26 protein-coding genes and 1 other RNA gene are annotated in these 26662 nt (G+C 67.3%); 14 read left to right on the top strand and 13 right to left on the bottom strand.

Annotation, left to right across the window (positions count from 1 at the left end):
* Window positions 1-2 precede the first annotated feature (2 nt).
* From SNE34_RS12085 to asnS, 6 genes are read right to left on the bottom strand one after another with little or no spacing between them, the layout of a single operon-like run.
* Entirely contained in the window at window positions 3-1427 is a 1425-nt protein-coding gene (locus tag SNE34_RS12085) for an aldehyde dehydrogenase (protein ID WP_332617567.1), read from the bottom strand.
* A gap of 49 nt (window positions 1428-1476) precedes the next feature.
* Window positions 1477-2262: an SDR family oxidoreductase gene (locus SNE34_RS12080; protein ID WP_332617565.1), complete on the bottom strand. Its 786-nt coding sequence runs from the start codon at window positions 2260-2262 to the stop codon at window positions 1477-1479.
* 4 nt (window positions 2263-2266) lie between these two features.
* Window positions 2267-2902, bottom strand: a complete 636-nt coding sequence (locus tag SNE34_RS12075) for an FMN-binding negative transcriptional regulator (protein WP_332617563.1) — start codon at window positions 2900-2902, stop codon at window positions 2267-2269.
* 8 nt (window positions 2903-2910) lie between these two features.
* On the bottom strand, window positions 2911-3219 hold the full coding sequence (locus tag SNE34_RS12070; RefSeq protein WP_332617561.1) for a hypothetical protein: 309 nt from the start codon (window positions 3217-3219) through the stop codon (window positions 2911-2913).
* Window positions 3216-3521 (bottom strand): hypothetical protein, encoded by a 306-nt coding sequence (locus tag SNE34_RS12065; RefSeq protein ID WP_332617559.1) that lies wholly within the window; start codon window positions 3519-3521, stop codon window positions 3216-3218. Before SNE34_RS12065 ends, SNE34_RS12070 begins: the two co-directional genes overlap by 4 nt.
* Window positions 3522-3525: 4 nt before the next feature.
* Entirely contained in the window at window positions 3526-4926 is a 1401-nt protein-coding gene (gene asnS / locus SNE34_RS12060) for an asparagine--tRNA ligase (protein WP_332617557.1), read from the bottom strand.
* Between the two features lie 133 nt (window positions 4927-5059).
* Between asnS and SNE34_RS12055 the strand changes: the two genes are divergently transcribed.
* From SNE34_RS12055 to SNE34_RS12025, 7 genes are all read left to right on the top strand, one after another.
* The gene (locus tag SNE34_RS12055; RefSeq protein WP_332617555.1) at window positions 5060-5398 is read left to right on the top strand and encodes a HesB/IscA family protein; all 339 of its coding nucleotides are present in this window, start codon (window positions 5060-5062) and stop codon (window positions 5396-5398) included.
* 216 nt (window positions 5399-5614) lie between these two features.
* Window positions 5615-6064 carry a 30S ribosomal protein S6 gene (gene rpsF / locus SNE34_RS12050; protein ID WP_332617553.1) on the top strand — a complete coding sequence of 150 codons (450 nt, stop codon included), beginning with the start codon at window positions 5615-5617 and terminating at the stop codon, window positions 6062-6064.
* 23 nt (window positions 6065-6087) lie between these two features.
* Window positions 6088-6318, top strand: coding sequence for a 30S ribosomal protein S18 (rpsR, locus tag SNE34_RS12045; protein ID WP_332617551.1), 231 nt, complete (start codon window positions 6088-6090; stop codon window positions 6316-6318).
* Between the two features lie 68 nt (window positions 6319-6386).
* Entirely contained in the window at window positions 6387-6839 is a 453-nt protein-coding gene (rplI, locus tag SNE34_RS12040) for a 50S ribosomal protein L9 (RefSeq protein ID WP_332617549.1), read from the top strand.
* 220 nt (window positions 6840-7059) lie between these two features.
* Window positions 7060-8484 carry a replicative DNA helicase gene (locus SNE34_RS12035; protein ID WP_332617547.1) on the top strand — a complete coding sequence of 475 codons (1425 nt, stop codon included), beginning with the start codon at window positions 7060-7062 and terminating at the stop codon, window positions 8482-8484.
* Window positions 8485-8486: 2 nt separating this feature from the next.
* Complete coding sequence (gene alr / locus SNE34_RS12030; protein ID WP_332617545.1) at window positions 8487-9578, top strand: alanine racemase; 1092 nt, start codon at window positions 8487-8489, stop codon at window positions 9576-9578.
* Window positions 9579-9683: 105 nt separating this feature from the next.
* Window positions 9684-10394, top strand: a complete 711-nt coding sequence (locus SNE34_RS12025) for a YiaD family glycine zipper/OmpA-like lipoprotein (RefSeq protein ID WP_425604527.1) — start codon at window positions 9684-9686, stop codon at window positions 10392-10394.
* Between the two features lie 56 nt (window positions 10395-10450).
* Here the strand turns inward: SNE34_RS12025 and SNE34_RS12020 are convergent, their stop codons facing one another.
* Window positions 10451-10942 carry an MgtC/SapB family protein gene (locus SNE34_RS12020; RefSeq protein ID WP_332617543.1) on the bottom strand — a complete coding sequence of 164 codons (492 nt, stop codon included), beginning with the start codon at window positions 10940-10942 and terminating at the stop codon, window positions 10451-10453.
* Between the two features lie 158 nt (window positions 10943-11100).
* Here SNE34_RS12020 and SNE34_RS12015 point away from each other — a divergent pair, with 158 nt between their 5' ends.
* Genes SNE34_RS12015 through SNE34_RS12005 form a run of 3 tightly spaced genes read left to right on the top strand, consistent with a single transcriptional unit; the run spans window position 11101 to window position 19239 of the window.
* Entirely contained in the window at window positions 11101-16830 is a 5730-nt protein-coding gene (locus tag SNE34_RS12015) for a HAMP domain-containing protein (protein ID WP_332617541.1), read from the top strand.
* Complete coding sequence (locus tag SNE34_RS12010) at window positions 16815-18557, top strand: response regulator (protein ID WP_332617539.1); 1743 nt, start codon at window positions 16815-16817, stop codon at window positions 18555-18557. The genes SNE34_RS12015 and SNE34_RS12010 overlap by 16 nt, the downstream gene beginning before the upstream one ends.
* Entirely contained in the window at window positions 18550-19239 is a 690-nt protein-coding gene (locus SNE34_RS12005; protein ID WP_332617538.1) for a sensor histidine kinase, read from the top strand. Before SNE34_RS12010 ends, SNE34_RS12005 begins: the two co-directional genes overlap by 8 nt.
* Before the next feature lie 18 nt (window positions 19240-19257).
* On the opposite strand, the gene SNE34_RS12000 is transcribed toward SNE34_RS12005, so the two are convergent.
* From SNE34_RS12000 to ssrA, 3 genes are all read right to left on the bottom strand, one after another.
* Window positions 19258-19437 carry a hypothetical protein gene (locus tag SNE34_RS12000; RefSeq protein ID WP_332617536.1) on the bottom strand — a complete coding sequence of 60 codons (180 nt, stop codon included), beginning with the start codon at window positions 19435-19437 and terminating at the stop codon, window positions 19258-19260.
* On the bottom strand, window positions 19437-19751 hold the full coding sequence (locus tag SNE34_RS11995; protein WP_332617534.1) for a hypothetical protein: 315 nt from the start codon (window positions 19749-19751) through the stop codon (window positions 19437-19439). The genes SNE34_RS12000 and SNE34_RS11995 overlap by 1 nt, the downstream gene beginning before the upstream one ends.
* Window positions 19752-19882: 131 nt before the next feature.
* Window positions 19883-20236, bottom strand: a transfer-messenger RNA (tmRNA) gene (ssrA, locus tag SNE34_RS11990).
* Between the two features lie 128 nt (window positions 20237-20364).
* Here ssrA and SNE34_RS11985 point away from each other — a divergent pair.
* The gene (locus SNE34_RS11985) at window positions 20365-22554 is read left to right on the top strand and encodes a CHASE domain-containing protein (RefSeq protein WP_332617532.1); all 2190 of its coding nucleotides are present in this window, start codon (window positions 20365-20367) and stop codon (window positions 22552-22554) included.
* 5 nt (window positions 22555-22559) lie between these two features.
* Here SNE34_RS11985 and smpB read toward each other — a convergent pair whose 3' ends face one another.
* Entirely contained in the window at window positions 22560-23057 is a 498-nt protein-coding gene (gene smpB / locus SNE34_RS11980) for an SsrA-binding protein SmpB (protein ID WP_332617531.1), read from the bottom strand.
* 84 nt (window positions 23058-23141) lie between these two features.
* Between smpB and SNE34_RS11975 the strand changes: the two genes are divergently transcribed.
* Both SNE34_RS11975 and SNE34_RS11970 read left to right on the top strand, forming a co-directional pair.
* Complete coding sequence (locus SNE34_RS11975; protein ID WP_332617529.1) at window positions 23142-23573, top strand: type II toxin-antitoxin system RatA family toxin; 432 nt, start codon at window positions 23142-23144, stop codon at window positions 23571-23573.
* Complete coding sequence (locus tag SNE34_RS11970) at window positions 23570-23827, top strand: RnfH family protein (RefSeq protein WP_332617527.1); 258 nt, start codon at window positions 23570-23572, stop codon at window positions 23825-23827. Before SNE34_RS11975 ends, SNE34_RS11970 begins: the two co-directional genes overlap by 4 nt.
* A gap of 146 nt (window positions 23828-23973) precedes the next feature.
* Here the strand turns inward: SNE34_RS11970 and SNE34_RS11965 are convergent, their stop codons facing one another.
* Complete coding sequence (locus SNE34_RS11965) at window positions 23974-24357, bottom strand: outer membrane protein assembly factor BamE (RefSeq protein WP_332617525.1); 384 nt, start codon at window positions 24355-24357, stop codon at window positions 23974-23976.
* A 146-nt stretch (window positions 24358-24503) separates the two neighbouring features.
* Here SNE34_RS11965 and fur point away from each other — a divergent pair, with 146 nt between their 5' ends.
* Window positions 24504-24905 carry a ferric iron uptake transcriptional regulator gene (gene fur, locus SNE34_RS11960; protein ID WP_332617523.1) on the top strand — a complete coding sequence of 134 codons (402 nt, stop codon included), beginning with the start codon at window positions 24504-24506 and terminating at the stop codon, window positions 24903-24905.
* Here fur and recN read toward each other — a convergent pair.
* Window positions 24902-26584 carry a DNA repair protein RecN gene (gene recN, locus SNE34_RS11955; protein WP_332617521.1) on the bottom strand — a complete coding sequence of 561 codons (1683 nt, stop codon included), beginning with the start codon at window positions 26582-26584 and terminating at the stop codon, window positions 24902-24904. The two genes, fur and recN, sit on opposite strands and share 4 nt — an antisense overlap.
* Window positions 26585-26662: the final 78 nt, after the last annotated feature.

The following is a 26662-nucleotide window of genomic DNA, read 5'->3' as shown; positions in this document are numbered from 1 at the left end:
GTTTATCCAATGTGGAGGCCGACGTTCTTGGCGTCGGTGAAGAATCGCATCGCTTCCAGGCCGCCTTCGCGGCCGAGGCCGGAACTGCCGGCGCCGCCGAACGGCGTACGCAGGTCGCGTTGCAGCCAGGTGTTGATCCAGACCATGCCGGCGCGCAGTTCGGCGGCCATGCGGTGGGCGCGGTTGAGGTCGCGGGTCCAGACCGACGCGGCGAGGCCGTAGTCGCCGGCATTGGCGAGGGCGAGGGCGTGGTCGTCGCTGTCGAACGGTTGCAGGGTGACGACCGGACCGAAGATCTCCTCGCGGTTGCTCGTGCAGTCGGGGCCGAGGTTGTCGATCACGGTCGGGGCGACGAACCAGCCGGGGCGGTCGAGCGGGTTGCCGCCACAAAGGACGTTGCCGCCTTCGTCGCGGGCGCGTTGCAGCGCCGCCACGACCTTGTCGAAATGGTCTTGCGACACGAGCGGGCCGAGCTGGTTGTCCTCGTCGATCGGGTCGCCGATGCGCAGTGTCAGCGCCTGTTCGACCAGTGCGTCGCGGAACTCGTTGTAGATGCCGCGCTCGATGAGGATCCGCGAGCCGCACAGGCAGATCTGCCCCGAGTTCTGGAACGCGGAGCGGACGACGGTCTCGAGATGGTCGCGCCAGTCGCTGTCGGCGAACACCAGCGTGGGGTTCTTTCCGCCGAGTTCGAGCGAGAGTTTCTTCAGCAACGGCGCGGTCAACCCGGCGATGCGGCGGCCGACCGCGGTGCTGCCGGTGAACGACACCGCCTTGACCTGCGGGTGGGTTACCAGCGGTTCGCCGACCTCGGGCCCGCGGCCGTGGACGATGTTGAGCACACCGGCCGGGAAGCCAATCTCCGCCGCCAGTTCGGCCAGCATGGTTGCGGTGACCGGGGTGATCTCCGAAGGCTTGGCGACCACGGTGTTGCCGGCGGCCAGCGCCGGCGCGATCTTCCAGGTCAGCAGGTACAGCGGCAGGTTCCACGGCGAGATCGTCGCGACCACGCCGAGGGGAGCGCGCAGCGTGTAGTTGAGCCCGGCTTCGCCGTGGTGGGACTCGCTGGCGAACTGGGTCGCGGCATGGGCGAAGAAACGCAGGTTGCTGACCGCGCGCGGGATCTCGACTTCGCGGGCGAGCTTGATGGGTTTTCCGCCGTCGCGCGACTCGGCGTGGGCGAAGTCGTCGAGTCGGGCTTCCAGCGCGTCGGCCAACTTTTCCAGCCAGCGGGCGCGCTCGCTGTTGCGCTGTGCGGACCAGCCGGGGAACGCGGCCTGCGCGGCGGTGACGGCGGCTTCCGCATCGGCGGCGTTGCCGTCGGCCACTTCGGCGAACGCGCGGCCCAGGGCCGGATCGAAGACATTAAGCCAGCGACCCGAGGCCGCTTCGCGTGCTTTGCCGTCGATCCAGTGGGTCAGGCGCATCCGCAAAGCTTAGCGCGGACGCCGTGGATACGTCGCCGTCCGGTGCCAATCAGATCGACTGCATGCGGCCGCCGTCGACGGCCAGGCTGACGCCGTTGATGTAGGCGGCGGCCGGCGAACACAGGAACGCGATGGCGGCGGCGACTTCCCCCGGCTGGGCGAAACGTCCCGCCGGCACGGTCTTGCGCATGCCGTCGGCGATCTGCTGCTCGCTTTGGCCGGTGGCCTTGGCGCGGTCGGACAGAATCTGCGCGATGCGGCCGGTCTCGGTGAAGCCCGGCAGCACGTTGTTGACGGTGATGCCGTCGCCGGCGAGTTCGCGCGACAGGGTCTTGGCCCAGCTCGCGACCGCGCCGCGGGTGGTGTTGGACACGCCGAGGTTGGCGATCGGCTCGCGCACCGAGGTCGAGATCACGTTGACCACGCGACCCCAGCCGTCGGTCCGCATCCCGGGCAACACCGCCTGCAACAGCGTGTGGTTGGCGACCAGGTGCTTGTTGAAGGCGTCCAGGAATGCCGGGATGTCGGCATTGCACACGGCGCCGCCGGGCGGGCCACCGGTGTTGTTGACCAGGATGTGCACCGGCTTGCCGGCGACGAGCGCCTCGACCTGCGCGCGCAGCTTGTCGGTATCGGCGACGTCGGCCGCGATCCAGCCGTGGTGCTGGTGGTCGGTGCGCGGCAGGTTTCCCGCGACCTCGCGCAGGGATTCTTCGCGTCGCGCCAGCACGGTCACGTCGGCGCCGAGCAGGGCCAGTTCATGCGCCGCCGCCCGGCCGATGCCTTCGGATGCGCCGCAGACGAGGGCGTGCCGGCCGGTGAGGTTCAGGTCCATATCTTCAGTCTCCTGCGATCGGGCGGGCCATGCGCTCGCGCATCAGCCGCGCGATCGCCCGGCCACGGTCGCCACCGAGGGCGTCGAGGCGATCGGCTACGGCAGCGCGGTTGGCCGGCGGGTGGTTCTGGTTGAGCTTGAACTTCAGGTTGGCCTGCTCGACCCGCACGCGAAAGCCGATGATCCCGCGCAGCTGTACGCGCTGGTCGTCGCGCTCCGGCTGGAAGCGCCAATCGCCGCCGACGATCGCTTCGTGACGGTCGCTGAGTTCGCCAACCAGTGCGGACAACGACGGCTCGTCATCGAAGGTGTGCAATTTGCCGTGCAGGTGTGCCACCGCGTAGTTCCAGGTCGGCACCCGGGCTTCGGTTTCCTTGTCGGGGTACCAACTCGGCGAGACATAGGCGTGCGGCCCGTGCACGACCGCGATGGCCGGACCGGCGTGGCGCGCCTGCGGGTTCGGCCGGGCGAAATGGCCCACGAGCTCGATCGCCTCGCCCTCGCGCCGGTACAGCACCGGCAGGTGGCTTACCGTGGGCAGCCCATCGCGCACTGTGACCAGGGTGATGAAGTTGTCATCGGCCAGCAGCGCGTCGAGTGCGACCAGGTCGGTTTCGACGAATGCGGAGGGCGGATACATGGAGGGTCTCAGCGCCGGGCCGGCAGTTTCTGCACCATCCGCTCGCGCAACTGACCGTCATCGTCGGCCTGCGGCGGGATCAGTTCCTCAAGGCTGAGACCGCGCGCGGTGGCATCGTCCTCGTCCATGCCATCCAGCGCGGTGAACTCGGCGTCCATCAGAGCGGCGCGGGCGCTGTCCTCGCTGTCGTAGGGCAGGGTGTTGCCGTCGCTGTCGAACACCTCGGCGGTGCCGGCGTCGAGCACCCTCAGGCGTGCCCAGATCACGGTGCGGCCGAGGGCGGCCAGCCACCACTGGCTGTTGTCATCCGTACTCATGAGGCCACCAACGACAGCAGGTAAAGGACTCCGGCGCCGACCAGACCGGCGATGATCACCCACAGCGCGACCCGCGCCGGGGTGGCGAGGCCATCGAGGTTGCGGTCGCCCATCGCCCGGTAGCCGCCGCGCAGCAGCCACAGCCATGCCGATGGCCGGGCGAAGGCGTTGGAGCCGAGATCGGATTGCAGAGCGGGGTGGCGATCGCGCACATGGACCAGCATCAGCGGCCAGAAGATCACGAACGCGGTCGCACCGGCGATTGCCAGGGCGAGGAACAGCAGGGCGAGGAACAGGATCACCGGCTCAGAACTCCGCGTTGCCCGGGGCGCGCGGGTAGGGGATCGCGTCGCGGATGTTGCTCAGCCCGCAAACGTAGACCACCAGCCGCTCGAAGCCGAGGCCGAAGCCCGAGTGCGGCACCGTGCCGTAGCGGCGGAAGTCGCGGTACCAGCCGTAGTGCTCCGTATCGAGGCCGAACTGGGCCATGCGCGCGTCGAGTACGTCCAGTCGCTCCTCGCGCTGCGCACCGCCGATGATCTCGCCGATGCCCGGCGCCAGCACGTCCATCGCCGCGACCGTCTTGCCGTCGTCGTTGAGGCGCATGTAGAACGCCTTGATGTGCTCGGGATAGTTGGTCACCACCACCGGGCGACCGACATGCTGCTCGGTCAGCCAGCGCTCGTGCTCGGTCTGCAGGTCCAGGCCCCATTCGACCGGGAACTCGAACTTGTGCCCGGACTTCTGCAGCAGGCCGATCGCGTCGGTGTAGTCGATCCGCTCGAACGGCGCGTTGATGAACGCGTCCAGCCGGGTCACTGCGTCCTTCTGCACGCGCTCGGCGATGAACGCCATGTCGTCGCCGCGCTCGTCCAGCACCGCGCGGAACAGGTACTTGAGGAAGTCCTCGGCGATCCCGGCGGTCTGCAGCAGGTCGGCGAAGGCGATCTCCGGCTCGACCATCCAGAACTCGGCCAGGTGGCGGGTGGTGTTGGAGTTCTCGGCGCGGAAGGTCGGGCCGAAGGTGTAGACCTTGCTCAGGGCGAGGCAATACGCCTCGACGTTGAGCTGGCCGGACACGGTCAGGAAGGTTTCCTTGCCGAAGAAGTCGCGCGAAAAATCCACCGCGCCGCTCTTGTCGCGCGGCAGGTTGGCCATGTCCAGGGTCGAGACCCGGAACATCTGCCCGGCGCCCTCGGCGTCGGAAGTGGTGACGATCGGGGTGGTGATCCAGTAGTAGCCCTGCTCGTGGAAGAACCGATGCACCGCCTGCGCCAGGCAGTGGCGGATGCGGGTGACCGCGCCGAACAGGTTGGTCCGCGGGCGCAGGTGGGCGACCTCGCGCAGGAACTCCAGCGAGTGCGCCTTGGGCTGGATCGGGTAGGTCTCCGGGTCGTCGACCCAGCCGACCACCTCGACCTTGCTGGCCTGGATCTCGAAGCCCTGGCCCTGGCCCTGCGAGGCCACCAGCTCGCCGGTGGCGATCACCGAGCAGCCGGCGGTCAGGTGCTTCACCTCGTCCTCGTAATTGGGCAGGGTGCTGGGCGCGACCACCTGGATCGGCGCGAAGCAGGAACCGTCACTGACATTGACGAAGCTCAGCCCGGCCTTGGAGTCGCGCCGGGTGCGCACCCAGCCGCGGACCGTGACTTCGCCACCGGCGGGCAACTTGCCTGCGAGCGCATGTTCGACGCTGACCACCGTCATGCCTTGAATCCTTGCCTGTTCGGGCCGATATGGAGAGGGCCGGAGTTTACCGGGACGGACCAGCCGAAGCGATTGCATCCGCCTCGGAAGCCCTGCTGCAAACACCTATAATGGCAGCATCAACGGAGTTTTCATGAGCATCAGCCTGACCCCCGCCGCGCTCGCCCGCGTGCAGCGCTTCCTCGTCGAGACCCCCGACGCGATCGGCCTGCGCTTCGGCGTGACCAAGACCGGTTGCTCGGGCTGGCAGCACGTGGCCGACCTGGCCAAGGAAGAGCGCGCTGGCGACACCGTGTTCGAGCAGGACGGGGTGCGCATCTATGTCGACATGCTGAGCCTGCCGCAGGTCGACGGCACCCAGATCGACCTGGTCAAGCAGCGATTGGGTGAACAGTTCCTTTTCCGCAACCCGAACGCCAATGCCGAATGCGGCTGCGGCGAGAGCTTCACCACCGACGCCGACGCGGCGTAAGGTCCGGCGGGTCCAGCCGGAACGGCGTCACGTCGGCGGCGCGGCTTGCGGACGCCTCCCGGCGGTTAATTGATTCCGGGGCCGAATTCCTGCGATAATTACCGGCTTCCTCCAGCCAGGCTGGTGGAACCTTGCTCTACCGCGCCGACGGGGTCACCCGACCCGGTGGCGGGGGGCTGACCCGGCCGTCCGGCCGATATCCACAAGGACAACACCATGCGTCACTACGAAGTCGTGTTCCTGGTCCACCCGGACCAGAGCGAGCAGGTCCCGGCCATGATCGAGCGCTACAAGGGCTTGATCGAGGCGGGCGAGGGCAAGATCCACCGTCTCGAGGACTGGGGCCGCCGCCAGCTGGCGTACCCGATCGAGAACCTGGTCAAGGCCCACTACGTGCTGCTCAACATCGAGTGCAGCCAGGCCGTGCTCAACGAGCTGGTCGACGGGTTCCGTTTCAACGACGCCGTGCTGCGTCACCTGGTCATGCGTCGCGACGAGGCCGACACCGAGCAGTCGCTGATCATGAAGTTCAAGGACGAGAAGGGCGACAAGCCCGACCGTGGCGATCGCGGTGATCGTGGCGACCGTCCGCGTCGCGACGACGACCGCAGCGAAGGCAAGGCCGACGACGCCGAAGCCAAGTCCGACGACACCGAAGCCGCCTGACCGCGCACTCCAGGAGCACACCCATGTCCAAGTTTTTTCGCCGCCGCAAGTTCTGCAAGTTCACCGCCGAGGGCGTCAAGGAGATTGATTACAAGGATCTCAACACCCTGCGCCAGAACCTCACCGAGACCGGCAAGATCGTGCCGAGCCGCGTGACCGGGACCAAGGCCAAGTACCAGCGCCAGCTGGCCACGGCCGTCAAGCGCGCGCGTTTCCTCGCGCTGATCCCGTACACCGACAACCACAACGCGTAAGCCTTCCAGCCATTCGGACAGCCATCGCTGCGGGGCGCGAGCCCCGCTAACGAATACGGAGCAACACCATGCAACTGATCCTCCTGCAGAACGTGCAGAACCTCGGCAAGCTCGGCGACAAGGTGGACGTCAAGCCGGGTTACGGTCGCAACTTCCTGGTCCCGCAGGGCAAGGCCACGCCGGCCACCGCCACCAACCTGGCCGAGTTCGAGGCGCGCCGCGCCGAGTACGAAGCCAAGGCCAAGGCCACCCTGGACGAAGCCGAGGCCCGCCAGGCCAAGCTGGCCGACGTGTCGATCACGATCCGCGCCAACGCCGCCACCGAAGGCAAGCTGTACGGCTCGATCACCACCCGCGATATCGCCGAGGAGCTGACCAAGGCCGGCCATCCGGTCGAGAAGTCCGAGGTGATCATGGGCGAGGGCGCGATCCGCCGCACCGGCGAGTACGACGTCGTCATCCATCTGCACGCCGACATCGAGAGCACCGTCAAGGTGATCGTCGAGGGCGAAGTGGTCTGATCCACGGCTTCAATGTTGTATCCGCGGGCGCCGTCGAGGCGCCCGTTTCATTTGTGGCGCCGTGAACGTTCCGATCCGAACGGGTGAGACGCAGAACCGCTACAAACGTGTGTTATCCACAGGTTGCTCCGTCGCGTATCCACACCCGGAGTCCCTACGATGTGTCCTTGATCCGTTTTGATGGCCATGGACCCGGCCGTGCAGGGGAGTGAACCTACCGATGAGCGCACGCGCGGGTTTTCGCGGAGAGTTTGGAAGCGACAGGCGATTCGAGACCCGGGCCGAGCAGCGCGTCGACCAGTTGCGCATCCCCCCCCAATCGATCGAGGCCGAGCAGGCCGTGCTCGGCGGCCTGATGCTGGCGCCCGACGCCTACGACACCGTCGCCGACAGCCTCACCGAACGCGACTTCTACCGCCGCGACCACCAGCTGATCTTCCGCGCGATCCGCGAGCTGGCCGAGAAGAACAAACCCTTCGACGCCGTCACCCTCGGCGAATGGTTCGAGTCGATGGGGCAGGCCGAGCAGGTCGCCGGCGGCGCCTACCTGATCGAGCTGGCCAGCACCACGCCGTCGGCGGCCAACATCAAGGCCTACGCCGAGATCGTGCGCGACAAGGCGGTGTTGCGGCAGTTGATCGAGGTCGGCACCGGGATCGTCAACGACGGCTTCCAGCCCGACGGCCGCGACAGCAGCGAGATCCTGTCCTCGGCCGAGCAACAGGTGTTCGCGATCGCCGAGGCCGGGGCCAAGGGCCGCACCGACTTCACCGCGATCAACACCGCGCTGTCGGAAGCCTTCGACGTGTTGCAGACGCGCTACGCCGCTGGCGGCAGCGTCACCGGCCTGCCAACCGGTTACACCGATTTCGACGAGATGACCGCCGGCCTGCAGCCAACCGACCTGCTGATCCTCGCCGCGCGCCCGGCGATGGGCAAGACCACGCTCGCGCTCAACATGGCCGAGTACGCCGCGATCAAGAGCAAGAAGGCCGTGGCCGTCTTCTCGATGGAAATGTCGGCCAGCCAGCTCGCCCTGCGCCTGATCTCGTCCAACGGCCGGGTCAACGCCCAGCGCTTGCGCAGCGGCCAGCTCGAGGACGAGGACTGGAGCCGGGTGACCAGCGCGATCCGAATGCTCAAGGAAGCCAAGATCTTCATCGACGACACCCCCGGGCTTTCGCCCGATGCGCTGCGGGCCAAGGCGCGACGGCTCAAGCGCGAGCACGACCTGGGCCTGATCGTGGTCGACTACCTGCAGCTGATGGCCGTGCCCGGCAACCAGGAGAACCGCGCCACCGAGATCTCCGAGATCTCGCGCTCGCTCAAGCACCTGGCCAAGGAACTCAACGTCCCGGTGATCGCGCTCTCGCAGCTCAACCGCTCGCTGGAAACGCGTGCCGACAAGCGCCCGGTGATGGCCGACCTGCGCGAGTCCGGCGCGATCGAGCAGGACGCCGACGTGATCGTCTTCATCTACCGCGACGACTACTACAACAAGGAAAACTCGCCGGACAAGGGCCTGGCCGAGATCATCATCGGCAAGCAGCGTAACGGCCCGACCGGCTCGGTGAAGCTGAAGTTCTTCGGCGAATACACCCGCTTCGACAACCTCGCGCACGACGCGGTCGGCAGCTTCGAGTAACCATGTCCCGGCCCACCACCGCGACCATCCACACCGACGCCCTGCGCCACAACCTCGGCCAGGTCCGCGCCCGCGCGCCAGGCAGCCGGGTCATGGCCGTGGTCAAGGCCGATGGCTACGGCCACGGCCTGGAGCGGGTCGCACGCGCGCTCGGTGGCGCCGATGCATTCGGCGTCGCCGCGCTGTCGGATGCCGAGCGCCTGCGCGCGGCCGGCATTTCGCAACCGATCCTGTTGCTGTCGGGGTTCAACGAGGCGTCCGACATCCCGCGCCTGCGCAAGCTGCATGTCGACTCGGTCGTCCATCATCCCAGCCAGTTGCAGATGCTCGAACAGGCCGGTGCCGGCGAGCCGCTGCGCTGCTGGCTCAAGGTCGACACCGGCATGCACCGCCTCGGCTTCGCGCCCGAGGCGGTGCGCGACGCGCATGCGCGATTGACCGCAATGCCCGGCGTGGTCGGCGAGGTCCGGCTGCTCAACCATTTCGCCAGTTCCGACGAGTTCCTCGGCAGTGCCGGCGATGGCCGCCAGACCCGCGAGCAGATCCGCATCTTCAACGAGGTGACCGCCGGCCTGCCGTGCGAGCGCTCGCTGGCCAATTCGGCCGCGATCCTCGGCTGGCCCGATGCCCACGCCGACTGGGTTCGCGCCGGCGGGGCGCTGTATGGAATGTCGGTGGTGGAAGGAAAAACCGGTGCCGACTTCGGCCTGCGTCCGGCGATGACGTTCGCGACCCGCCTGCTTGCGGTCAACCACATCCGCAAGGGCGAGCGCATCGGCTACGGCGCCACCTGGGAAACCCCGGACGACATGCCGGTCGGGGTCGCGGCGATCGGTTATGGCGACGGCTATCCGCGCGCCGCTCCGGCCGGCACGCCGATCCTGGTCAACGGCCAGCGGACCCAGGTCATCGGCCGGGTCTCGATGGACCTGATGACGATCGATCTGCGCAACATCGCCGGCGCCAGGGTCGGCGACCCGGTTTTGCTGTGGGGCCCGGAGTTGCCGGTCGAGGTGATCGCGAGCGCTGCCGGTACCATCGGCTACGAGTTGACCTGTTCGATCACCCGCCGGGTGCGATTCGTCGAACGCTGAGCCTGCCGAAAGCTGAATGGGGGTTTGGCTCCATCACCTGTTTCATACGCCGACGTGATTAGCTTGGGCCTGCTATTCAGGCCCACAGCCACGAAAGGGACAGACATGAAAAACCAGACCAAACTCGCGCTCGCCACAGCCGCGATGACCGCCATGATGGCCGGCTGCATGACCACTGGAGGTGGTTATGGGCAAGACCCGTACGGTTCGCAGGATCCGTATGGCCAGCCGCAGAGCGAGTACGACCGCACCAAAAAGGGCGCGCTGATCGGTGCCGCCGTGGGTGCCGTTGCCGGCCTGCTCAGCGGCGACGACGCCACCGAACGCCGCCAGCGCGCGCTGGTGGGCGCCGGCGTCGGCGGCCTCGCCGGCGGCGCCATCGGCAACTACCAGGATCGCCAGGAGCGTGCCTTGCGCGAGCGAATGGCCGGCACCGGCGTCGACGTGGTGCGCCAGGGCGACAACATCACCCTGAACATGCCGGACAACATCACCTTCGGGTTCGACAGCTCGGCCTTGCAGCCGCAGTTCTACCCGGTGCTCGACGACGTCGCCGCGACTCTGCGCGAGTACAACCAGACCATCGTCGAGGTGGCCGGCCACACCGACAGCAAGGGCACCGACGCCTACAACCAGCAATTGTCGGTGCGGCGTGCCGACGCAGTGGGCGACTACCTGCTGTCGCGGGGACTGATGCGCGACCGCTTCATCATCACCGGCGCCGGCGAGAGCCGCCCGGTCGCCAGCAACGATACCGATGCCGGGCGAGCGCAGAACCGCCGTGTCGAGATCACCCTGGTGCCGATCCGTTCCTGATCGGGCGACGCCATTGCAGTATCGAGAACGGGTCCCGTCAGGGGCCCGTTTTCATTTCAATCATCGTCCGGCGACGAAGACCTGGCGCCATCGCGATGCCGTCCAGGCTTGCGATCCAGCAAGCCGAGAAGGGCGAGTACCGCCAGCGTGAGGACGGTCGCCGCCACGGCGAGCACGTAGTAGTGGAATCCGGCGGCGATCCCGACCACGGCCACCATCAGCAGCGACGACGCGGTGGTGATGCCCTTCACGTGCCCGCGGCGTCCGAAGATGGTGCCGGCGCCAATGAAGGCGACCCCGGCGATGACCGCCTCCACCAGGCGCAACGGGTCGATTCGCAGGAACGACGGCATCGCCTCGATCACGGCGGGGTCTTCCAGGGTCAACCGGCCCACCCCGACCAGCAACGCGGCGGCGCCGGCGACCAGCATGTGGGTGCGGAATCCCGCGGGGCGGTCCTTGAGTTCGCGCTCGAACCCGACGGCGCCGCCGAGCACCATGGCGATTGCGGTGGCGGCGAGCGCTTCCAGCTGGGTCATCCATTCCATCACCGCAGCATCGGTGCAGGCGCGTCAAAACCTTGTCAGCGGCGACATTGCGGAAACCCGCGTTAGTGTTCGTGAACGCATCGTCACGCTGGATAAGGTAGTTTTCAAAAAATTTCACAAATGATTCCGCTTTGTCGGGCTCGGGGGGAGCAGATAGCGTGGGTACAGATTCCAGGCGCGCGGTGCGTGCCGAAGTGGTTGCGGCATCCGATAACGACGCTACCCAGCGACTGCTCGAAGCCCTGTGCGCGGTGCGCGATGGCGACTTCAGCGTCCAGCTTCCGGTCCATTGGGAAGGCGTTCACGGCAAGCTTGCCGATTGCGTCAACGCGATCGTCGCCAGCAACCGGCACATGGCCGATGAGCTGGCCCGGGTTGGCAAGGCGGTCGGCCAGGACGGCCAGACCGGCAAGCGCCTGGCGGTGGCCAACCATGGCGGCGCGTGGTTCGGCATGCAGCAATCGGTCAATGGCCTGATCGAGGATCTGGTGCGCCCGGTCGAGACCATGACCGAGGCCATGGCCGCGGTCGCCAAGGGCGACCTGAGCCGCACCCTGCCGCTGGAGGTCGATGGCCGCGAGCTGAAGGGCGAGTTCCTGCGCTCGGCGAAGATCGTCAACCGCATGATCGACCAGATGAGCGAGTTCAGCGCCGAGGTCACCCGTGTGGCGCTGGAGGTCGGCACCGCCGGCCGGCTCGGTGGCCAGGCCAAGGTCAAGGGCGTGTCCGGCGTGTGGAAGGACCTGACCGACTCGGTCAACGAGCTGGCGTCCAACCTCACCACCCAGGTCCGCAACATCTCCGAGGTCACGATCGCGGTGGCCGACGGCGACCTGTCGCGCAAGATCACCGCCGACGTGCGCGGCGAGATGGCCCAGCTCAAGGACGCCATCAACACGATGGTCGACCAGCTGCGCAGCTTCGCCTCGGAGGTGACCCGGGTGGCGCGCGAGGTCGGCACCGAGGGCAAGCTCGGCGGCCAGGCCGAGGTGCCCGACGTCGCCGGCACCTGGAAGGACCAGACCGACTCGGTCAACGCGCTGGCGTCCAACCTCACCACCCAGGTCCGCAACATCGCCGAGGTCACCACCGCGGTGGCGAAGGGCGATCTGTCGCGCAAGATCGGCGTCGATGCGCAGGGCGAGATCCTGGCGGTGAAGAACACCGTCAACACGATGGTCGACCAGCTCAACGGTTTCGCCGCGGAAGTCACGCGCGTGGCGCGCGAGGTCGGCACCGAGGGCAAGCTCGGCGGCCAGGCCCAGGTGCCCGACGTCGCCGGCACCTGGAAGGACCTGACCGACCACGTGAACTCGATGGCGTCCAACCTGACCAGCCAGGTCCGCAACATCGCCGAGGTCACCACCGCGGTGGCCAAGGGCGACCTCTCGCGCAAGATCACGGTCGACGTGCGCGGCGAGATGCTCGAGCTCAAGAACACCCTCAACACGATGGTCGACCAGCTCAACAGCTTCGCCGCCGAGGTCACGCGCGTGGCGCGCGAGGTCGGTACCGAAGGCAAGCTCGGCGGTCAGGCCACGGTGCCCGGGGTCGACGGCACCTGGGCCGACCTGACCGACTCGGTCAACTCGATGGCGTCCAACCTGACCAGCCAGGTCCGCAACATCGCCGAGGTCACCACCGCGGTGGCCAAGGGCGACCTCTCGCGCAAGATCACGGTCGACGTGCGCGGCGAGATGCTCGAGCTCAAGAACACCCTCAACACGATGGTCGACCAGCTCAACAGCTTCGCCGCCGAGGTCACGCGCGTGGCGCGCGAGGTCGGTACCGAAGGCAAGCTCGGCGGTCAGGCCACGGTGCCCGGGGTCGACGGCACCTGGGCCGACCTGACCGACTCGGTCAACGCGATGGCGTCCAACCTGACCAGCCAGGTCCGCAACATCGCCGAGGTCACCACCGCGGTGGCCAAGGGCGACCTGTCGCGCAAGATCGGCGTCGACGCCCAAGGCGAAATCCTCGCGGTGAAGAACACCGTCAACACGATGGTGGATCAGCTCAACAGCTTCGCCGCCGAGGTGTCGCGCGTGGCGCGCGAGGTCGGCACCGAGGGCAAGCTCGGCGGTCAGGCCACGGTGCCGGGGGTCGACGGTACCTGGGCCGACCTCACCGACAACGTCAACGCGATGGCGTCCAACCTGACCTCCCAGGTGCGCAACATCGCCGAGGTCACCACCGCGGTGGCCAAGGGCGACCTGTCGCGCAAGATCGCGGTCGACGTCAAGGGTGAGATGCTCGAGCTCAAGGACACCATCAACACGATGGTCGACCAGCTCAACAGCTTCGCCGCCGAAGTGACGCGCGTGGCCCGCGAGGTCGGCACCGAAGGCAAGCTCGGCGGCCAGGCGCGGGTGCCCGGTGTCGCCGGCACCTGGAAGGACCTCACCGACAACGTCAACTCGATGGCGTCGAATCTTACCTCTCAAGTGCGCAACATCGCCGAGGTCGCGACCGCGGTGGCCAAGGGCGACCTGTCGCGCAAGATCGGCGTCGATGCGCAGGGCGAGATCCTGCAGCTCAAGGACACCCTCAACACGATGGTGGACCAGCTCAACAGCTTCGCCGCCGAGGTGACCCGGGTGGCGCGCGAGGTCGGCACCGAAGGCAAGCTCGGTGGCCAGGCGACGGTGCCCGGCGTTGCCGGCACCTGGGCCGACCTGACCGACAACGTCAACTCGATGGCGACCAACCTCACCACCCAGGTGCGCGGCATCGCCCGGGTGGTGACCGCGGTCGCCACCGGCGACCTGACCCGAAAGCTGACGGTGGAAGCCAAGGGCGAGATCGCCGAGCTGGCCGACACGATCAACTCGATGACCGACACCCTGGCGATCTTCGCCGACCAGGTGACCACGGTGGCGCGCGAGGTCGGCGTCGAGGGCCGCCTCGGCGGCCAGGCCAAGGTTCCGGGCACCGCCGGCATCTGGGAGAACCTGACCGGCAACGTCAACCAGCTCGCCGCCAACCTGACCACCCAGGTGCGCGCGATCGCCGAGGTCGCCACCGCGGTGACCCAAGGCGACCTGACCCGCTCGATCCAGGTCGACGTCAGCGGCGAGCTGGCCGACCTCAAGGACAATATCAACGCGATGATCGGCACCCTGCGCGCCACTACCGAAAGTGGCCGCGAGCAGGACTGGTTGAAGACCAACATGGCGACTTTCAGCGGCATGATGCAGGGCCAGCGCGACCTGATCACGCTGGGCAACATGCTGCTGTCGGAACTCGCCCCGCTGGTCAATGCGCACAAGGGCCTGATGTACGTCGTCGATGCCGACGAGACCGGCGGCAAGCGGTTGCTGCGGCAGCTCGCCGGCTATGCGAGCAGCGGCTCGGCCGAAGCCCGGACCGTGCTGGAACTCGGCGAGGGCCTGATCGGCCAGTGCGCGGCCCAGGCGCGGGTGATCATGATCGACGACGTCGAGCCTGGCACGGTGCAGATCCGTACCGGCCTGCTGGACCTCGTGCCGCGCAGCGTGATCGTGCTGCCGGTGCTGTTCGAGGACGAGGTCAAGGCGGTGATCGAGCTGGCCTCGCTGTCGGAGTTCACCGTCTCCCAGCGCGCGTTCCTGGAGCAGCTGTCGCGCAGCATCGGCATCGTGCTCAACACGATCGAGGCAACGATGCGCACCGAGCGCCTGCTGGCGCAGTCGCAGCAGCTGGCCGGCGAACTGCAATCGCAACAGAAGACCCTGCGCCAGACCAATGAGGACATCGCCCTGAAGGCGGCGTTGCTGGCGGAGCAGAAGAACGAGGTCGAAGGCAAGAACCTGCAGATCGAGCACGCCCGCCGCGCGCTTGAGGAGAAGGCCGCCGAACTGGCATTGACCTCGCGCTACAAGTCCGAGTTCCTCGCCAACATGTCGCACGAGCTGCGCACGCCGCTGAACTCGATCCTTATCCTCGGCCAGCAACTGGCGGAGAACGTCGAGAACAACCTGACCCCGCGCCAGGTCGAGTTCGCCAGCACCATCCACGGCGCCGGCACCGACCTGCTGCACCTGATCAGCGACATCCTCGACCTGTCCAAGATCGAGTCCGGCACGGTCACCGTCGACAACGAGGAAATCAGCTTCAAGCACCTGCGCGAGAACATGGAGCGCTCGTTCCGGCATGAAGCCGAGCGGCGCCACCTGGAGTACTCGGTCGCGTTCGCACCCGAACTCGGTCGCGCGCTCGACACCGATCCCAAGCGCCTGCAGCAGATCCTCAAGAACCTGCTGTCGAATGCGTTCAAGTTCACCGCCGAAGGCAGCGTGCGATTGATCGGCCGTCCGGCCACCGAAGGCTGGACGCCGGGTCATGCGGTGCTGGACGCGGCGCCGACGGTGGTCGCGTTCGAGGTCACCGATTCCGGCATCGGCATCTCGCCGGACAAGCAGAAGATCGTGTTCGAGGCGTTCCAGCAGGCCGATGCCGGCACTTCGCGGCAGTACGGGGGCACCGGCCTCGGCCTGGCGATCAGCCGCGAGATCGCCGGTTTGCTCGGCGGCGAGCTGCGCCTGCACAGCGTGGTCGGCGAGGGCAGTACCTTCACCCTGTACCTGCCGCTGTCGTACGTCGGCGCCGACGGCGCCCACGAGGCGCGCGCCGCACTGGCCCACGACAAGGCGCAGCGGCTCGAGTCGATCAACGCCGACCCGACGGATGCGGAGCTTGCGACCATCGACGACGACCGCGACGTGCTGGTAGAGGGCGAGCCGCTGCTTTTGCTGGTCGAGGACGACGCCCGCTACGCCACCGTGCTGCGCGACATGGCCCGCTCGCAGGGTTTCCGGGTGCTGGTCGCCAACCGCGGCAGTGAGGCCCTGCGCCTGGTTCACGAGTACCGCCCCAGTGCGATCTCGCTCGACATCTTCCTGCCCGACATGCTCGGCTGGACCGTGCTTGCGCGACTCAAGCAGGACTCCGAGACCCGGCACATCCCGGTGCAGATCGTCACCATCGAGGAGGAGCGCCACCAGGGCATCGAGCGCGGTGCGTTCTCCTACCTCGCCAAGCCTGCCACCACCGAGACCATTGGTGCCGCGCTGCAGCGGATCAAGGCTTACACGTCGCCCCGGACCAAGCGCCTGCTGATCGTCGAGGACGACGACGCGCAGCGCATGAGCATCGAGGAGCTGATCCGTCACGACGATGTCGCGATCGACACCGCCGGCACCGGCAAGCAGGCGCTGCAGGCGTTGCGTGACGACAACTACGACTGCATCGTGCTCGACCTTCGCCTGCCCGACATGACCGGTTTCGACCTGCTCGACAGCCTTCAGGCCGAACCGAAGCTGCGTGACGTGCCGGTGGTGGTGTTCACCGGCAAGGACCTTACCGCCGAAGACGATCGCCGCCTCAGGAAGGCCGCCAAGAGCGTGGTCGTCAAGGGCGTGGAGTCGCCGGAACGGCTGCTCGATGAGACCGCGCTGTTCCTGCACCGGGTCATCGCCGACCTGCCGCCGGCCAAGCAGCGCATGGTCCAGAGCCTGCACGAGTCCGACGACGCCCTGCGCGGCAAGCGCGTGCTGGTGGTCGATGACGACGTGCGCAATATCTTCGCGATGTCCAGCGTGCTCGAGCGCCACGGCATGGACGTGGTTACCGCGGGCACCGGCCAGGAGGCGGTCGAGAAGGTCTCTGAGGACGACGACATCGCGCTGGTGTTGATGGACATCATGATGCCCGGCATGGATGGCTACGACACCATGCGGGCGATCCGCGAACGGCCCGATTCGCGCGCCCTGCCGATCATCGCGGTGACCGCCAAGGCGATGAAGGGCGATCGCGAGAAGTGCCTGGAGGCCGGCGCCTCCGATTACCTCGCCAAGCCGGTTGTCACCGACGAACTGCTGGGGGTGCTGCGGCAATGGCTGCACCGCTGAAGGCCACCCGCAGCGACGGCAGCACGGATGCCCCTGTCAAGATCCTGTTGGTCGACGACCAGCCGGGTCGGCTGTTGACCTACCGCGCGATCCTCGAGCCGCTGGGCGAGGAGCTGGTGGAGGCCAGTTCCGGCCTCGATGCGCTCAAGCGCCTGATGGAGGACGACTTCGCGCTGATCCTGCTTGATGTCAACATGCCCGGGATGGACGGTTTCGAGACCGCCAGCATGATCCACCAGCACCCGCGGTTCGAACGCACGCCGATCATCTTCGTCACCGCGGTCAACGTCACCGACATGGACCGGTTGCGCGGCTACAAGCTCGGCGCGGTCGATTACGTGATGGTGCCGGTGATCCCGGAGATCCTGCGCAGCAAGGTGGTGGTACTGGCCGAGTTGCATCGCAAGCGGTTGGAGCTGGAGTCGACCAACGCCAAGCTCGCCGCCGCGAACGAAGCCTTGCAAGCCGAGCAGGCGCGCGAACTGGAGGTCCTCAACGAGTCGCTGCGCAAGGCCAACGCCGCGCTGGGCGCGCAGAACGTCGCGTTGCACGACGAGATCGTCGAGCGGACCCGTGCCGAGCACGCGTTGCGCGAGGCGGACCGTCGCAAGGACGAGTTCCTCGCCACTCTCGCGCACGAACTGCGCAACCCGCTGGCGCCGCTGCAGAACGCGATGAACATCCGCCGCCTGTCCAACCCCGATGCCGACGATCCGCTGCAGGGGCTGATGGAACGCCAGCTCGCCCTGCTGGTGCGCCTGATCGACGACTTGCTCGACATCGCCCGGATCAGCCAGGCCAAGCTGACCCTGCGCAAGCACGCGACCTCATTGCGCGAGATCGTCGATTCGGCGGTCGAGATCGCGCGGCCGGCAATCGAACAGGGCGAGCACGAACTGGTGGTTTCACTGCCGGTCGAACCCATCCGGCTGGTGGCCGACCAGGCCCGGCTTTCGCAGGTGTTCGCCAACCTGCTCAACAACGCGGCCAAGTACTCCGAACCGCATGGCCATATCGAACTGGCTGCCCAGGTAGTCGAGGGCAGGGTGGCGGTGCAGGTTCGCGATACCGGTATCGGCCTGACGCCGGACCAGGTCGACAGCATTTTCGAGATGTTCTCCCAGGTCGAGACGGCGATCGACCGCACTCATGGTGGCCTCGGTATCGGTCTGACCCTGGTTCGCCGGCTGGCGGAGATGCACGACGGCCGGGTTTCGGTCACCAGCGAGGGGCTCGGACGCGGCGCGACGTTTGCCGTCAGCTGGCCACTGCAGCCGGTGGATGAATCGACAAACGTGCCCGCTGCCCCACCGGTCGGCGCGACGGCCACCGTCCACAAGCGGGTGCTGGTGGTCGACGACAACCGCGACGCCGCCGATACGTTGGCGATGATGATCGAGATGCTCGGCCACGACGTGCGCCGGCTGTACGACCCGCACGCGGTGATCGCCGACGTGACGGCGTTCCGGCCGCAAGTCGTGTTCCTCGACGTCGGCATGCCGGGCTTGAGCGGCTATGAGCTGGCCCCGAAACTGCGCGCGTTGCCGGGGTTCGACGACCTGGCGATCGTCGCCGTGACCGGCTGGGGCCAACCCGAGGATCGTCGCCGGACGCGCGAAGCCGGGTTCGACGAACATCTGGTCAAGCCGCCGCCGCTGGAAGCCATCCAGCGGTTGTGCGGCGAGCCCGTGCGCCCGTCCGGCACGCCGGTGCATTCCGATGGCTGAACCACGGTTGCCGCTGTCCAACACCGGCGGCGAGGACGCCTCGCTCATGCTGCTCGAACGCCTCGCCCACGACCTGCGTGGACCGTTGTCGCCGCTGCAGACAGCCGCCTACCTGCTTCGCCGGGACGACCTCGAGCCCGAGCGCCGGGCCGAACTGCTCGAAATCATCGAGCGCCAGACCACGCGCCTGAGCGCAATGGTGCAGGAAGTATCCGACTGGACCCGCGCACGCCAGTCGCGCCTGGTGGAGCACCGGCGACCGGTCGGTGCATCGTTGCTGGTCGAACTGGGCTGCGCGGCCGCGGGCCCGATGCTGCGGATGGACTTGCCCGAGACCCTCGACACCGCCATGGTCGACGGTGATGCGCAGCGACTGGTGCAGATGCTGTCGACGCTGGTGGAGTTCATGCGGACGAAAGCGGGCGAGGGCACTGTCTCGGTGCGCGCCTCGTCCACCGACAATGTGCTGGTGATCGTCGTCGAAGCGCCCGGGGCGACGTGGGCCGACGGTGAGCGCGAGTCGTTGTTCAAGAAGGCGCAGGCTGCGCCCTTCGACGAAGGTCTGGGGATGCGCTTGCTGCTCGCCCAGTCGATCGCACACGCCCACGGTGGGGCGGTGGACATCGGCGAAACAAGCGGCGATGGCACTCGCCTGGATGTCAGGCTTCCGCTGGCCGGCTAGCCGGGTGGAGGTCTCCGCCTAGTCCGGTGACTTGGAGGGTATGAACGGCGATACCGGGTCGCTGGCCGGGAAGGTTTCCTCCAGGGCTTCGTCCAGATCTTCGCTTTCATGCCGCTTGCGCTTCTCCGTCTCTGCCGGCGTCTCGTGCTTGGCGTCTTCGTCGCGTTTCCGCGGGTCGTTATTGGTCGGAATGTTCATCAGGCTGCAACCAGTTTGTGCTGCATCCGGAGCCACGCGGCCTCGGCGGCGGCCGCGGCCTCGTTCCAGTCCAGCGGACTATTGCCGCGGGTGCGTTCGTAGGCTTCGGCCAATTGTTCGCGCAGCTCGTCGAACGTGCGCCCATGGCCGTCTAGAAAGACATTGATGCCGAGTTTCAGGGCCGGTTCGTAGTCAGCGAACTCCAAGCCAGGCCGGAAGAACGCATGGTGGCGGTGATGCGCACGCCAGAACTGCAACTCGCCGTCGAAATCGACAAAGCTGGGTACATCTACTACTTCAACCTGGCCAGACATCCTGGAAACCTCCCTGATCGGCCCCCTGCAGAAACATCTTGGCGCCGAAACGAGCCAACTGCAACGGCTGCGATGAAGAATTCAGATTGCAAAAAAAACGGGCCGCTTTCGCGACCCGTTTCTCCAGAACTTGGTGGAGGTGGGGGGAATTGAACCCCCGTCCGGAGGCACTCCATCCCCGGCACTACATGCTTAGCTCACCGTTGGATCTCGCTCCCGGACAGCACGGTGCGCGAAGCGCATCCGGGGGCCAGCCTGCTGAAGGTTAACCGGGTGCTGGCAGGCGGCCACTCCCGGCGATTCCGTGATGATGACCCTACGTCGCGAGCACGGACACAAGCGATTTCGGGGCTTAGGCCTTAAGCGGCCAGTGCGTAGTTGTCGTCGTTGGCAACTAGAGTTTTGCAGCTGGATTTACGAGGAAAGCTACCCCCTCGGCATGCGCCAAGCGATTTCGCGACCCCCGTCGAAGCCAGTGCACCCCCGGGGACTACAAGATTGCTGACCCGGTCAGTATAGGGCCGTGGCGGGCCCGTTCAAGCGGGCGGGGACGGATGCGGCGACCTCTGTTCAGCTGACGCCGCGGATGCAGCCGGACTTGTATGCTTCCGCCATGGACGACTCCCCCCGTCAACGCAGCGCGCCTTCCATTGCCGACCGGTTGCGTCCGTTGCGCGGGCACCTGTGGGCGCTGGTGGTGCTGTTGGGTTCGGTGGGCTCGGTATTCATCCTGTGGCAGATGGCGTACGAGCGCGAACTGCGCGCGGCGAGCGTCAGTTTCGTCAGCAACACCCAGGAGATCGCCGAGCTGTTGCGGCAGCAACTGGTGAATTACGAACTTGTGGCCGGGGGCGGGGCGTCGCTGTTCGCCTCGGTCGACCGGCCGACGCCGCGACAGTGGTACGGCTATGCCGACGGCATGGAGCTGGCCCGCCGGTTCCCGGAGATGGTCGGCTTGGGTTTTGCCGGATATGTCAGTCAATCCCGCCTGGACGACCTGCAGATCGAATGGCGCCAGGCCGGCTGGGGCCAACTGGAGGTGCGGCCGCACGGCCTGCGCGACTACTACGGGCCGATCCTGTACCTGGAGCCGCGCACGGTCGAGAATGTCGACGCGATCGGCTTCGACATGTATTCCGAGCCCACCCGCCACGCGGCGATGGAGGCGGCGCTGGAGACCGGCGAGGCGGCGATGTCGGGACCCGTGCATCTGATCCAGGACAGTGGCCGGCCCGGCACCAGCCTGCTGCTGTACCTGCCGGTATATCGAGGTGGCGACCGCCCCGCGACGGTCGAGGGGAGGCATGCGGCAATGCTGGGTTGGGTCTATGTGCCGTTCCGGCTCGACCGGTTCATCGCCGCGAAACTGGGGGATCGTCGTGACATGCGGTTTCGCATCTACGACGTCACTGCCGGCGCGTCTCAGTTGCTCTACACCGCCGACCTCGACGAAGCGTCGCAGGAGCCGCCGGCGTTCACCCACAGCATCGAGTTCGACACCTATGGCCGGCGCTGGCGGATGGAGTTCGACTCCCTGCCGCAGGCGCAGGCGGTACCGCGCCTGGCGGGCCTGCAGAATACGTTGGCGCTGGGCTTGTTCGCGTCGCTGCTGATGTATGCGGTCGCGTGGATGCTGGCGCAGACCGAATCGCGCGCCCACGGCATCGCCTTGCGCCTGACCGAGGACTTCCGCCGCAGCGAGCAGCGCTTCCGCATCGCCATGACGTACTCGGCCATCGGCAAGGCGTTGCTGGACAGCCAGGGCCGGATCGTGGAGGCCAACCCGGCGATGGGTCGGATCGTCGGCATTACGCCGCAGGGGCTGGTCGGAAAGCGTTTCGACGCCTTGTTCGAAGATGACGAGGTCGCGACCCGGGGCCGGTTTGCCGGAGACAGCACCGATGACGCCGGAGTGCATCGTTCCACCCGCCGCCTGCATCGCGAAGGTGGCGACCCGCGCCATGCCCAGCTCACCTATTCGCCGTTGCCCGGCAACCTGGGGCAGGACATCGTCGGCCTGGTGCAGGTCGAGGACGTCACCAAGCGTTTGCGGGCCGAGGCCAAGGTCCTGGCGCTCAACCGGACCCTGGAGGCCCGGGTCGCATCGCGCACCCGTGAACTGAGCCAGGCCAATCAGGAACTGGAAGCGTTCGCCTACAGCGTCTCGCACGACCTGCGCGCGCCGCTGCGCGCGATCGACGGTTTCAGCAGGATCCTGACGGAGCGGTATTCAACCACCTTCGACGAGGCCGGCCGGGGTTACCTGGAGCGCGTACGCAATGCCGCGAGCCGGATGGGCGAGCTGATCGACGCACTGTTGAAGATGTCACGCCTGGGCCGCGGCGAGGTCAAGCGCGAGCGGGTCGACCTCAGCCGGATGGCCGGCGAGATCGTCGAAGAGCTGCGGGCAAGTGACCGCAGCCACGCCGTGGAGGTGGAGATCGCGCCTTCGATGTTCGTCGATGGCGATGCGGCGCTGCTGCGCAACCTGCTGGGCAACCTGATCGGCAATGCGTGGAAATTCACCCGCGGCAGCGAGCAGCCGCGGATCGAGATCGCCCACCAGGCAGGGGAGTTCTACGTCCGCGACAACGGCGCCGGCTTCGCCCAGGAGTACGTCGACAAGCTGTTCCGCCCGTTCCAGCGCCTGCACGACCAGAACCAGTTCGCCGGCCACGGCATCGGCCTGGCGTCGGTCAAGCGCGTGGTCGAACGCCATGGCGGCACGATCCGCGCCGAGGGCCGCGAAGGCGAGGGTGCGACGTTCTATTTCACCTTGCCCGGCAATCATTCCGAGCCCTGACCGGATCAGGCGTTCTTGTTGTGCGAGCGCATAACGCGCAGCTTGTCGCGGGCCCAGTCGCGGTCCTTGTCGGCCTGGCGCTTGTCGTGGGACTGCTTGCCCTTGGCCAGCGCCAGCTCGATCTTGACCTTGTTGCCTTTCCAGTACAGCGAGGTCGGCACCACGGTGTAGCCGTCGCGCTGGATGCGGCCGATCAGGTTGTCGATCTCGCGCCGGTGCATGAGCAGCTTACGGGTGCGGCGCTCCTCGGTGACGACGTGGGTCGAGGCCGAAATCAGCGGGGTCATCTGCGCGCCGAACAGGAACATCTCGCCATCGCGGACCACCGCATAGCTTTCGCCGATGTTGGCGCGGCCGGCGCGGATCGACTTCAACTCCCAGCCCTGCAATGCCAGGCCAGCCTCGAAGCGTTCCTCCAGCGCGTAGTCGTGGCGCGCGCGTTTGTTGAGCGCGATGGTTCCGCTGGCGCCCTTTCCCTTATCCTTGTTCTTCTTCGTCGTCATCGTGCCTATTGTCCCTGATTGCGGGGTGCGCGGGCGAGCGGGACGGCCGCGAACTCCCGATCACACCGGACCCGACGCCTCCCGATGCCAAGCATCCGCCGCACCGCACTTGTCGAGCACTCCGCCGCGCGCATGTTCGCGCTGGTGAATAACATCCCCGCCTATCCGCGCCGGTTCGACTGGTGCGACGACGCAAAGGTGCTGGAGTCATCGGACAACCGGGTCGTGGCCCGGCTCGACCTCGGCCTGGGCGCGCTGCGTACCTGGTTCACCACCGAGAACACGGCGTCGCCGCCGCACCACATCGACCTGAAACTGGTCGACGGCCCGTTCCGAAGCCTGTCGGGGCGCTGGGAGTTCCACGCGCTCGACGAGTCGGCCTGCAAGGTGACCTTGACCCTCAATTTCGAGCCGAAGGTAAAGCTGCTGGCGCCGGCGATGGCGATCGGTTTCCAAGGGCTGGCCGACCGGATGGTCGACGACTTCATCCGGGTCGCGGACCGCGGCGGCGAATGAAGGTCGAGTTGGTCCGGGCATGGCCGCGGCGATTCGAGCGGATCGAGCTCGAACTGGGCGAGGGCGCCTGCGTGGCCGATGCGTTGCAGGCCGCGGGGTGGGGCGGTGATGAGTCGCCTGAATGTGCGGTGTTCGGTGTTGTCGCGAATGCGACGACCGTGCTCCATGACGGCGACCGGATCGAGTTGCTACGACCCTTGTTGGCCGATCCGAAGGAAGCGCGACGGCGACGGGCGATCAGCCGCAAGTCCTGAATCCAGATGTAGGAGCGACGTAAGTCGCGACATCGACGCAGGCGAGTCTCACAGCGCGCGGCGGCGCGTTGAAGACACGTGACAAGCCGGTGCCGTGCCGGCGCGGTCGCGACTTGCGTCGCTCCTACACCGCCGGTTCCCGACTCTTACTTGTCCTTGTCCCGGGTCAGGTTCGGCCCGAACTGCTTGCGCGCCGACTTGGCCAGCTGCTCATCCTGCTCTGGGAAGTACTCGCCCTCCCACGTGGTGAGCGCGCCGTCCTCGAACCACAGGGTGAGGTTCTTGATCTCGGTGTTTCCGAGCCGGTCGGTGCGCTGGGTCGAGGTGTAATCCCAGCGATCATGGTGGAACGGGTCCTGGATCGATGGTGTGCCGATCAGTCCCAGCACCTGCTGCTTGCTCATGCCGGCTTGCAACTGCTCGACCGCGGTCGACTCCAGCAGGTTGCCCTGGTAGATCGGCTGGCGATACACGATGCCGCAACCGGCGCTGACGGCGGCGATCGACAAGGCAAGCAGGAGCGTACGCATCGGGTGCTGTGGCATCGGTTTTCATGGCAGTCGGGGAACGGGCCGATGATACACTGAAGCCATGACTGCGCGGCCCGGCCGCGGCCGTGTTCATCCGGTGTTCCATGGCGTAGCGCGTCCGGAACGAAGCCGAAACAGGAGCTCCAATGGAATCGCACGACCTCCGCAAGGCGGGCCTGAAAGTGACCCACCCGCGTACGCGGATCCTCGAGTTGCTGGAGAAAGCCAAGCCACGGCACATGACCGCCGAGGATATCTACCGGTTGCTGCTGGATAACGGCGAGGACATCGGCCTGGCCACGGTCTACCGCGTGCTGACCCAGTTCGAGGCCGCCGGGCTGGTGCTCAAGCACAACTTCGAGTCCGGCCAGTCGGTCTACGAGCTCGACCGTGGGCACCACCACGACCATATGGTCGACATCGAAACCGGCAAGATCATCGAGTTCGAGAGTGCCGAGATCGAAGCGCTACAGGCGAAGATCGCCGCCGAGCACGGTTACGTGATCGACGAGCACTCGCTGGTGCTGTACGTGCGCAAGAAGCGCTAGCTCACGTCGCTCAACAATCGCTTCGCCGCCGCCCGCGCCTCGCGGGTCAGTTCGACCCCGCCGAGCATCCGCGCCAGCTCCTCCTGTCGCTGCCTGCCGTCCAGTCGCTGCACCTGGCTCTGGGTCACGCCTTCGCTGGCGGCCTTGCTGACGCGGTAATGCGCATGTCCCTGCGCGGCCACCTGCGGCAGGTGGGTCACGCACAGCACCTGCCGGGTCGCGCCGAGTGCGCGCAGCTTCTGGCCGACGATCTCGGCCACGCCGCCGCCGATGCCGGAGTCGACCTCGTCGAACACCATCGTCGGCACGGCATCCAGACCGAGCGCGGCAACCTCGATCGCCAGCGAGATGCGCGACAGTTCGCCGCCCGAGGCGACCTTGCGCAGGGCGCGGGCGGGCTGGCCGGGGTTGGCCGCGACCAGGAACTCGACGCGCTCGCCGCCCAGCGGGTCGGGCTTGTCGCCCTCGATCGGCTCGATCGCGATGTCGAAACGTCCGCCGCCCATGCCGAGTTCGGCGATCAGGCCGGTGGTGGCCGCGGCCAATGCATCGGCCGCGTCCCTGCGTTTGCAGCCCAGCGCGGCGGCGGCCTGGCGCCAGCCGGCGCGCGCGGTCTCGATCTCGGCGTCGAGCTTTTGCAGGCGCACGCCGGCGCCACGCAGTTGCTCCAGTTCCGACGCCAACGCATCGCGGTGGCCGGCCAGTTGCTCCGGCGTAACCCGGTGCTTGCGCGCGAGCTCGTGCAGGCGGCCGAGGCGTTGTTCGATACGGTCGAATGCGGACGGATCCATGTCGAGGTCGCCGCGCACCCGGTCGAGCATCACCAGGGCTTCGTCGAGCTGGATCGCGGCGGCGTCGAGCATGCCGTCGACCTCGTTGAGCCGCGGTTCGTGTTCGGCCACGCGTTGCAACTCCACGCGCACCTGCTGCAGGACCCGGGTCAGCGACGGGGCGTCGTCGCCGCCGAGGCGGGCGAAGGCACTCTCGCACGCGCCGATCAGGTCGGCGGCGTGGGCTTGGCGACGGTGGTCGACCTGCAGTTGTTCGATCGATTCGGGTTCGAGGGTTTCGCGCTCCAGTTCGGCGTGCTGGTGCTCCAGCCAGTCGATCCGCTCGGAGACGTCGCCCTTGGCTGACAGCGCATCGCGCTCCTGCAGCAGGGCGCTCCAGCGCGCGGCGGCCCTGGCGACCGCATCGCGTTCGGCACCGGTGCGGCCGAAGGCGTCGAGCAGGGCGAGCTGGCTCGGTCGCGACAACAGCGCCTGGTGCTCATGCTGGCCGTGGATCTCGACCAGCAGCGCGGCCAGCTCGGCCAATTGCCCTACCGTGACCGGGCGGCCGTTGATCCAGGCGCGCGAGCCGCCGTCGGCGCGGACCACCCGTCGGACCAGGCAGGTCGCCGCCTCGCCGGTGCCGTCCTCGTCCAGCTCGTTGCCGCGCAGCCATCCGGCCGCCGCGGGGACATCGTCGAGGGTGAACTCGCCGACCAGTTCGGCACGGTCGGCTCCGTGGCGGACCACGCCGCTGTCGGCCCGCAGGCCGGACAACAGGCCGAGGGCGTCGACCAGCAACGACTTGCCGGCGCCGGTTTCGCCGGAGATCACGGTCAGGCCCGGGCCGAAGGCGAGTTCGGCCTCGTTGACCACGGCGAAATGCTTGAGTGAGAGATGCGCGAGCATGCGGCGGCGAGTGTAACGGTGGGCGGCGGTTGACGGGAGGGGAGGTTGGCATGCCCGCGTCTCGCCGGATGAGTCGGG

Origin of the sequence: Novilysobacter erysipheiresistens (assembly GCF_036663935.1) — a bacterium.
Classification (GTDB): Bacteria; Pseudomonadota; Gammaproteobacteria; order Xanthomonadales; family Xanthomonadaceae; genus Novilysobacter; species Novilysobacter erysipheiresistens.
The sequence above is the reverse complement of the archived record's forward strand: the minus strand, read 5'-3'. Positions and strand labels throughout refer to the sequence as shown.

Excerpts from the sequence above, each read along its gene's own strand:
- SNE34_RS12085 (WP_332617567.1), bottom strand. The coding sequence starts at position 1,427 with ATGCGCCTGACCCACTGGATCGACGGCAAAGCACGCGAAGCGGCCTCG.
- SNE34_RS12080 (WP_332617565.1), bottom strand. The coding sequence starts at position 2,262 with ATGGACCTGAACCTCACCGGCCGGCACGCCCTCGTCTGCGGCGCATCC.
- SNE34_RS12075 (WP_332617563.1), bottom strand. The coding sequence starts at position 2,902 with ATGTATCCGCCCTCCGCATTCGTCGAAACCGACCTGGTCGCACTCGAC.
- SNE34_RS12070 (WP_332617561.1), bottom strand. The coding sequence starts at position 3,219 with ATGAGTACGGATGACAACAGCCAGTGGTGGCTGGCCGCCCTCGGCCGC.
- asnS (WP_332617557.1), bottom strand. The coding sequence starts at position 4,926 with ATGACGGTGGTCAGCGTCGAACATGCGCTCGCAGGCAAGTTGCCCGCC.
- SNE34_RS12055 (WP_332617555.1), top strand. The coding sequence starts at position 5,060 with ATGAGCATCAGCCTGACCCCCGCCGCGCTCGCCCGCGTGCAGCGCTTC.
- rpsF (WP_332617553.1), top strand. The coding sequence starts at position 5,615 with ATGCGTCACTACGAAGTCGTGTTCCTGGTCCACCCGGACCAGAGCGAG.
- rpsR (WP_332617551.1), top strand. The coding sequence starts at position 6,088 with ATGTCCAAGTTTTTTCGCCGCCGCAAGTTCTGCAAGTTCACCGCCGAG.
- rplI (WP_332617549.1), top strand. The coding sequence starts at position 6,387 with ATGCAACTGATCCTCCTGCAGAACGTGCAGAACCTCGGCAAGCTCGGC.
- SNE34_RS12035 (WP_332617547.1), top strand. The coding sequence starts at position 7,060 with ATGAGCGCACGCGCGGGTTTTCGCGGAGAGTTTGGAAGCGACAGGCGA.
- alr (WP_332617545.1), top strand. The coding sequence starts at position 8,487 with ATGTCCCGGCCCACCACCGCGACCATCCACACCGACGCCCTGCGCCAC.
- SNE34_RS12025 (WP_425604527.1), top strand. The coding sequence starts at position 9,684 with ATGAAAAACCAGACCAAACTCGCGCTCGCCACAGCCGCGATGACCGCC.
- SNE34_RS12020 (WP_332617543.1), bottom strand. The coding sequence starts at position 10,942 with ATGGAATGGATGACCCAGCTGGAAGCGCTCGCCGCCACCGCAATCGCC.
- SNE34_RS12010 (WP_332617539.1), top strand. The coding sequence starts at position 16,815 with ATGGCTGCACCGCTGAAGGCCACCCGCAGCGACGGCAGCACGGATGCC.
- SNE34_RS12005 (WP_332617538.1), top strand. The coding sequence starts at position 18,550 with ATGGCTGAACCACGGTTGCCGCTGTCCAACACCGGCGGCGAGGACGCC.
- SNE34_RS12000 (WP_332617536.1), bottom strand. The coding sequence starts at position 19,437 with ATGAACATTCCGACCAATAACGACCCGCGGAAACGCGACGAAGACGCC.
- SNE34_RS11995 (WP_332617534.1), bottom strand. The coding sequence starts at position 19,751 with ATGTCTGGCCAGGTTGAAGTAGTAGATGTACCCAGCTTTGTCGATTTC.
- SNE34_RS11985 (WP_332617532.1), top strand. The coding sequence starts at position 20,365 with ATGGACGACTCCCCCCGTCAACGCAGCGCGCCTTCCATTGCCGACCGG.
- smpB (WP_332617531.1), bottom strand. The coding sequence starts at position 23,057 with ATGACGACGAAGAAGAACAAGGATAAGGGAAAGGGCGCCAGCGGAACC.
- SNE34_RS11975 (WP_332617529.1), top strand. The coding sequence starts at position 23,142 with ATGCCAAGCATCCGCCGCACCGCACTTGTCGAGCACTCCGCCGCGCGC.
- SNE34_RS11970 (WP_332617527.1), top strand. The coding sequence starts at position 23,570 with ATGAAGGTCGAGTTGGTCCGGGCATGGCCGCGGCGATTCGAGCGGATC.
- SNE34_RS11965 (WP_332617525.1), bottom strand. The coding sequence starts at position 24,357 with ATGCGTACGCTCCTGCTTGCCTTGTCGATCGCCGCCGTCAGCGCCGGT.
- fur (WP_332617523.1), top strand. The coding sequence starts at position 24,504 with ATGGAATCGCACGACCTCCGCAAGGCGGGCCTGAAAGTGACCCACCCG.
- recN (WP_332617521.1), bottom strand. The coding sequence starts at position 26,584 with ATGCTCGCGCATCTCTCACTCAAGCATTTCGCCGTGGTCAACGAGGCC.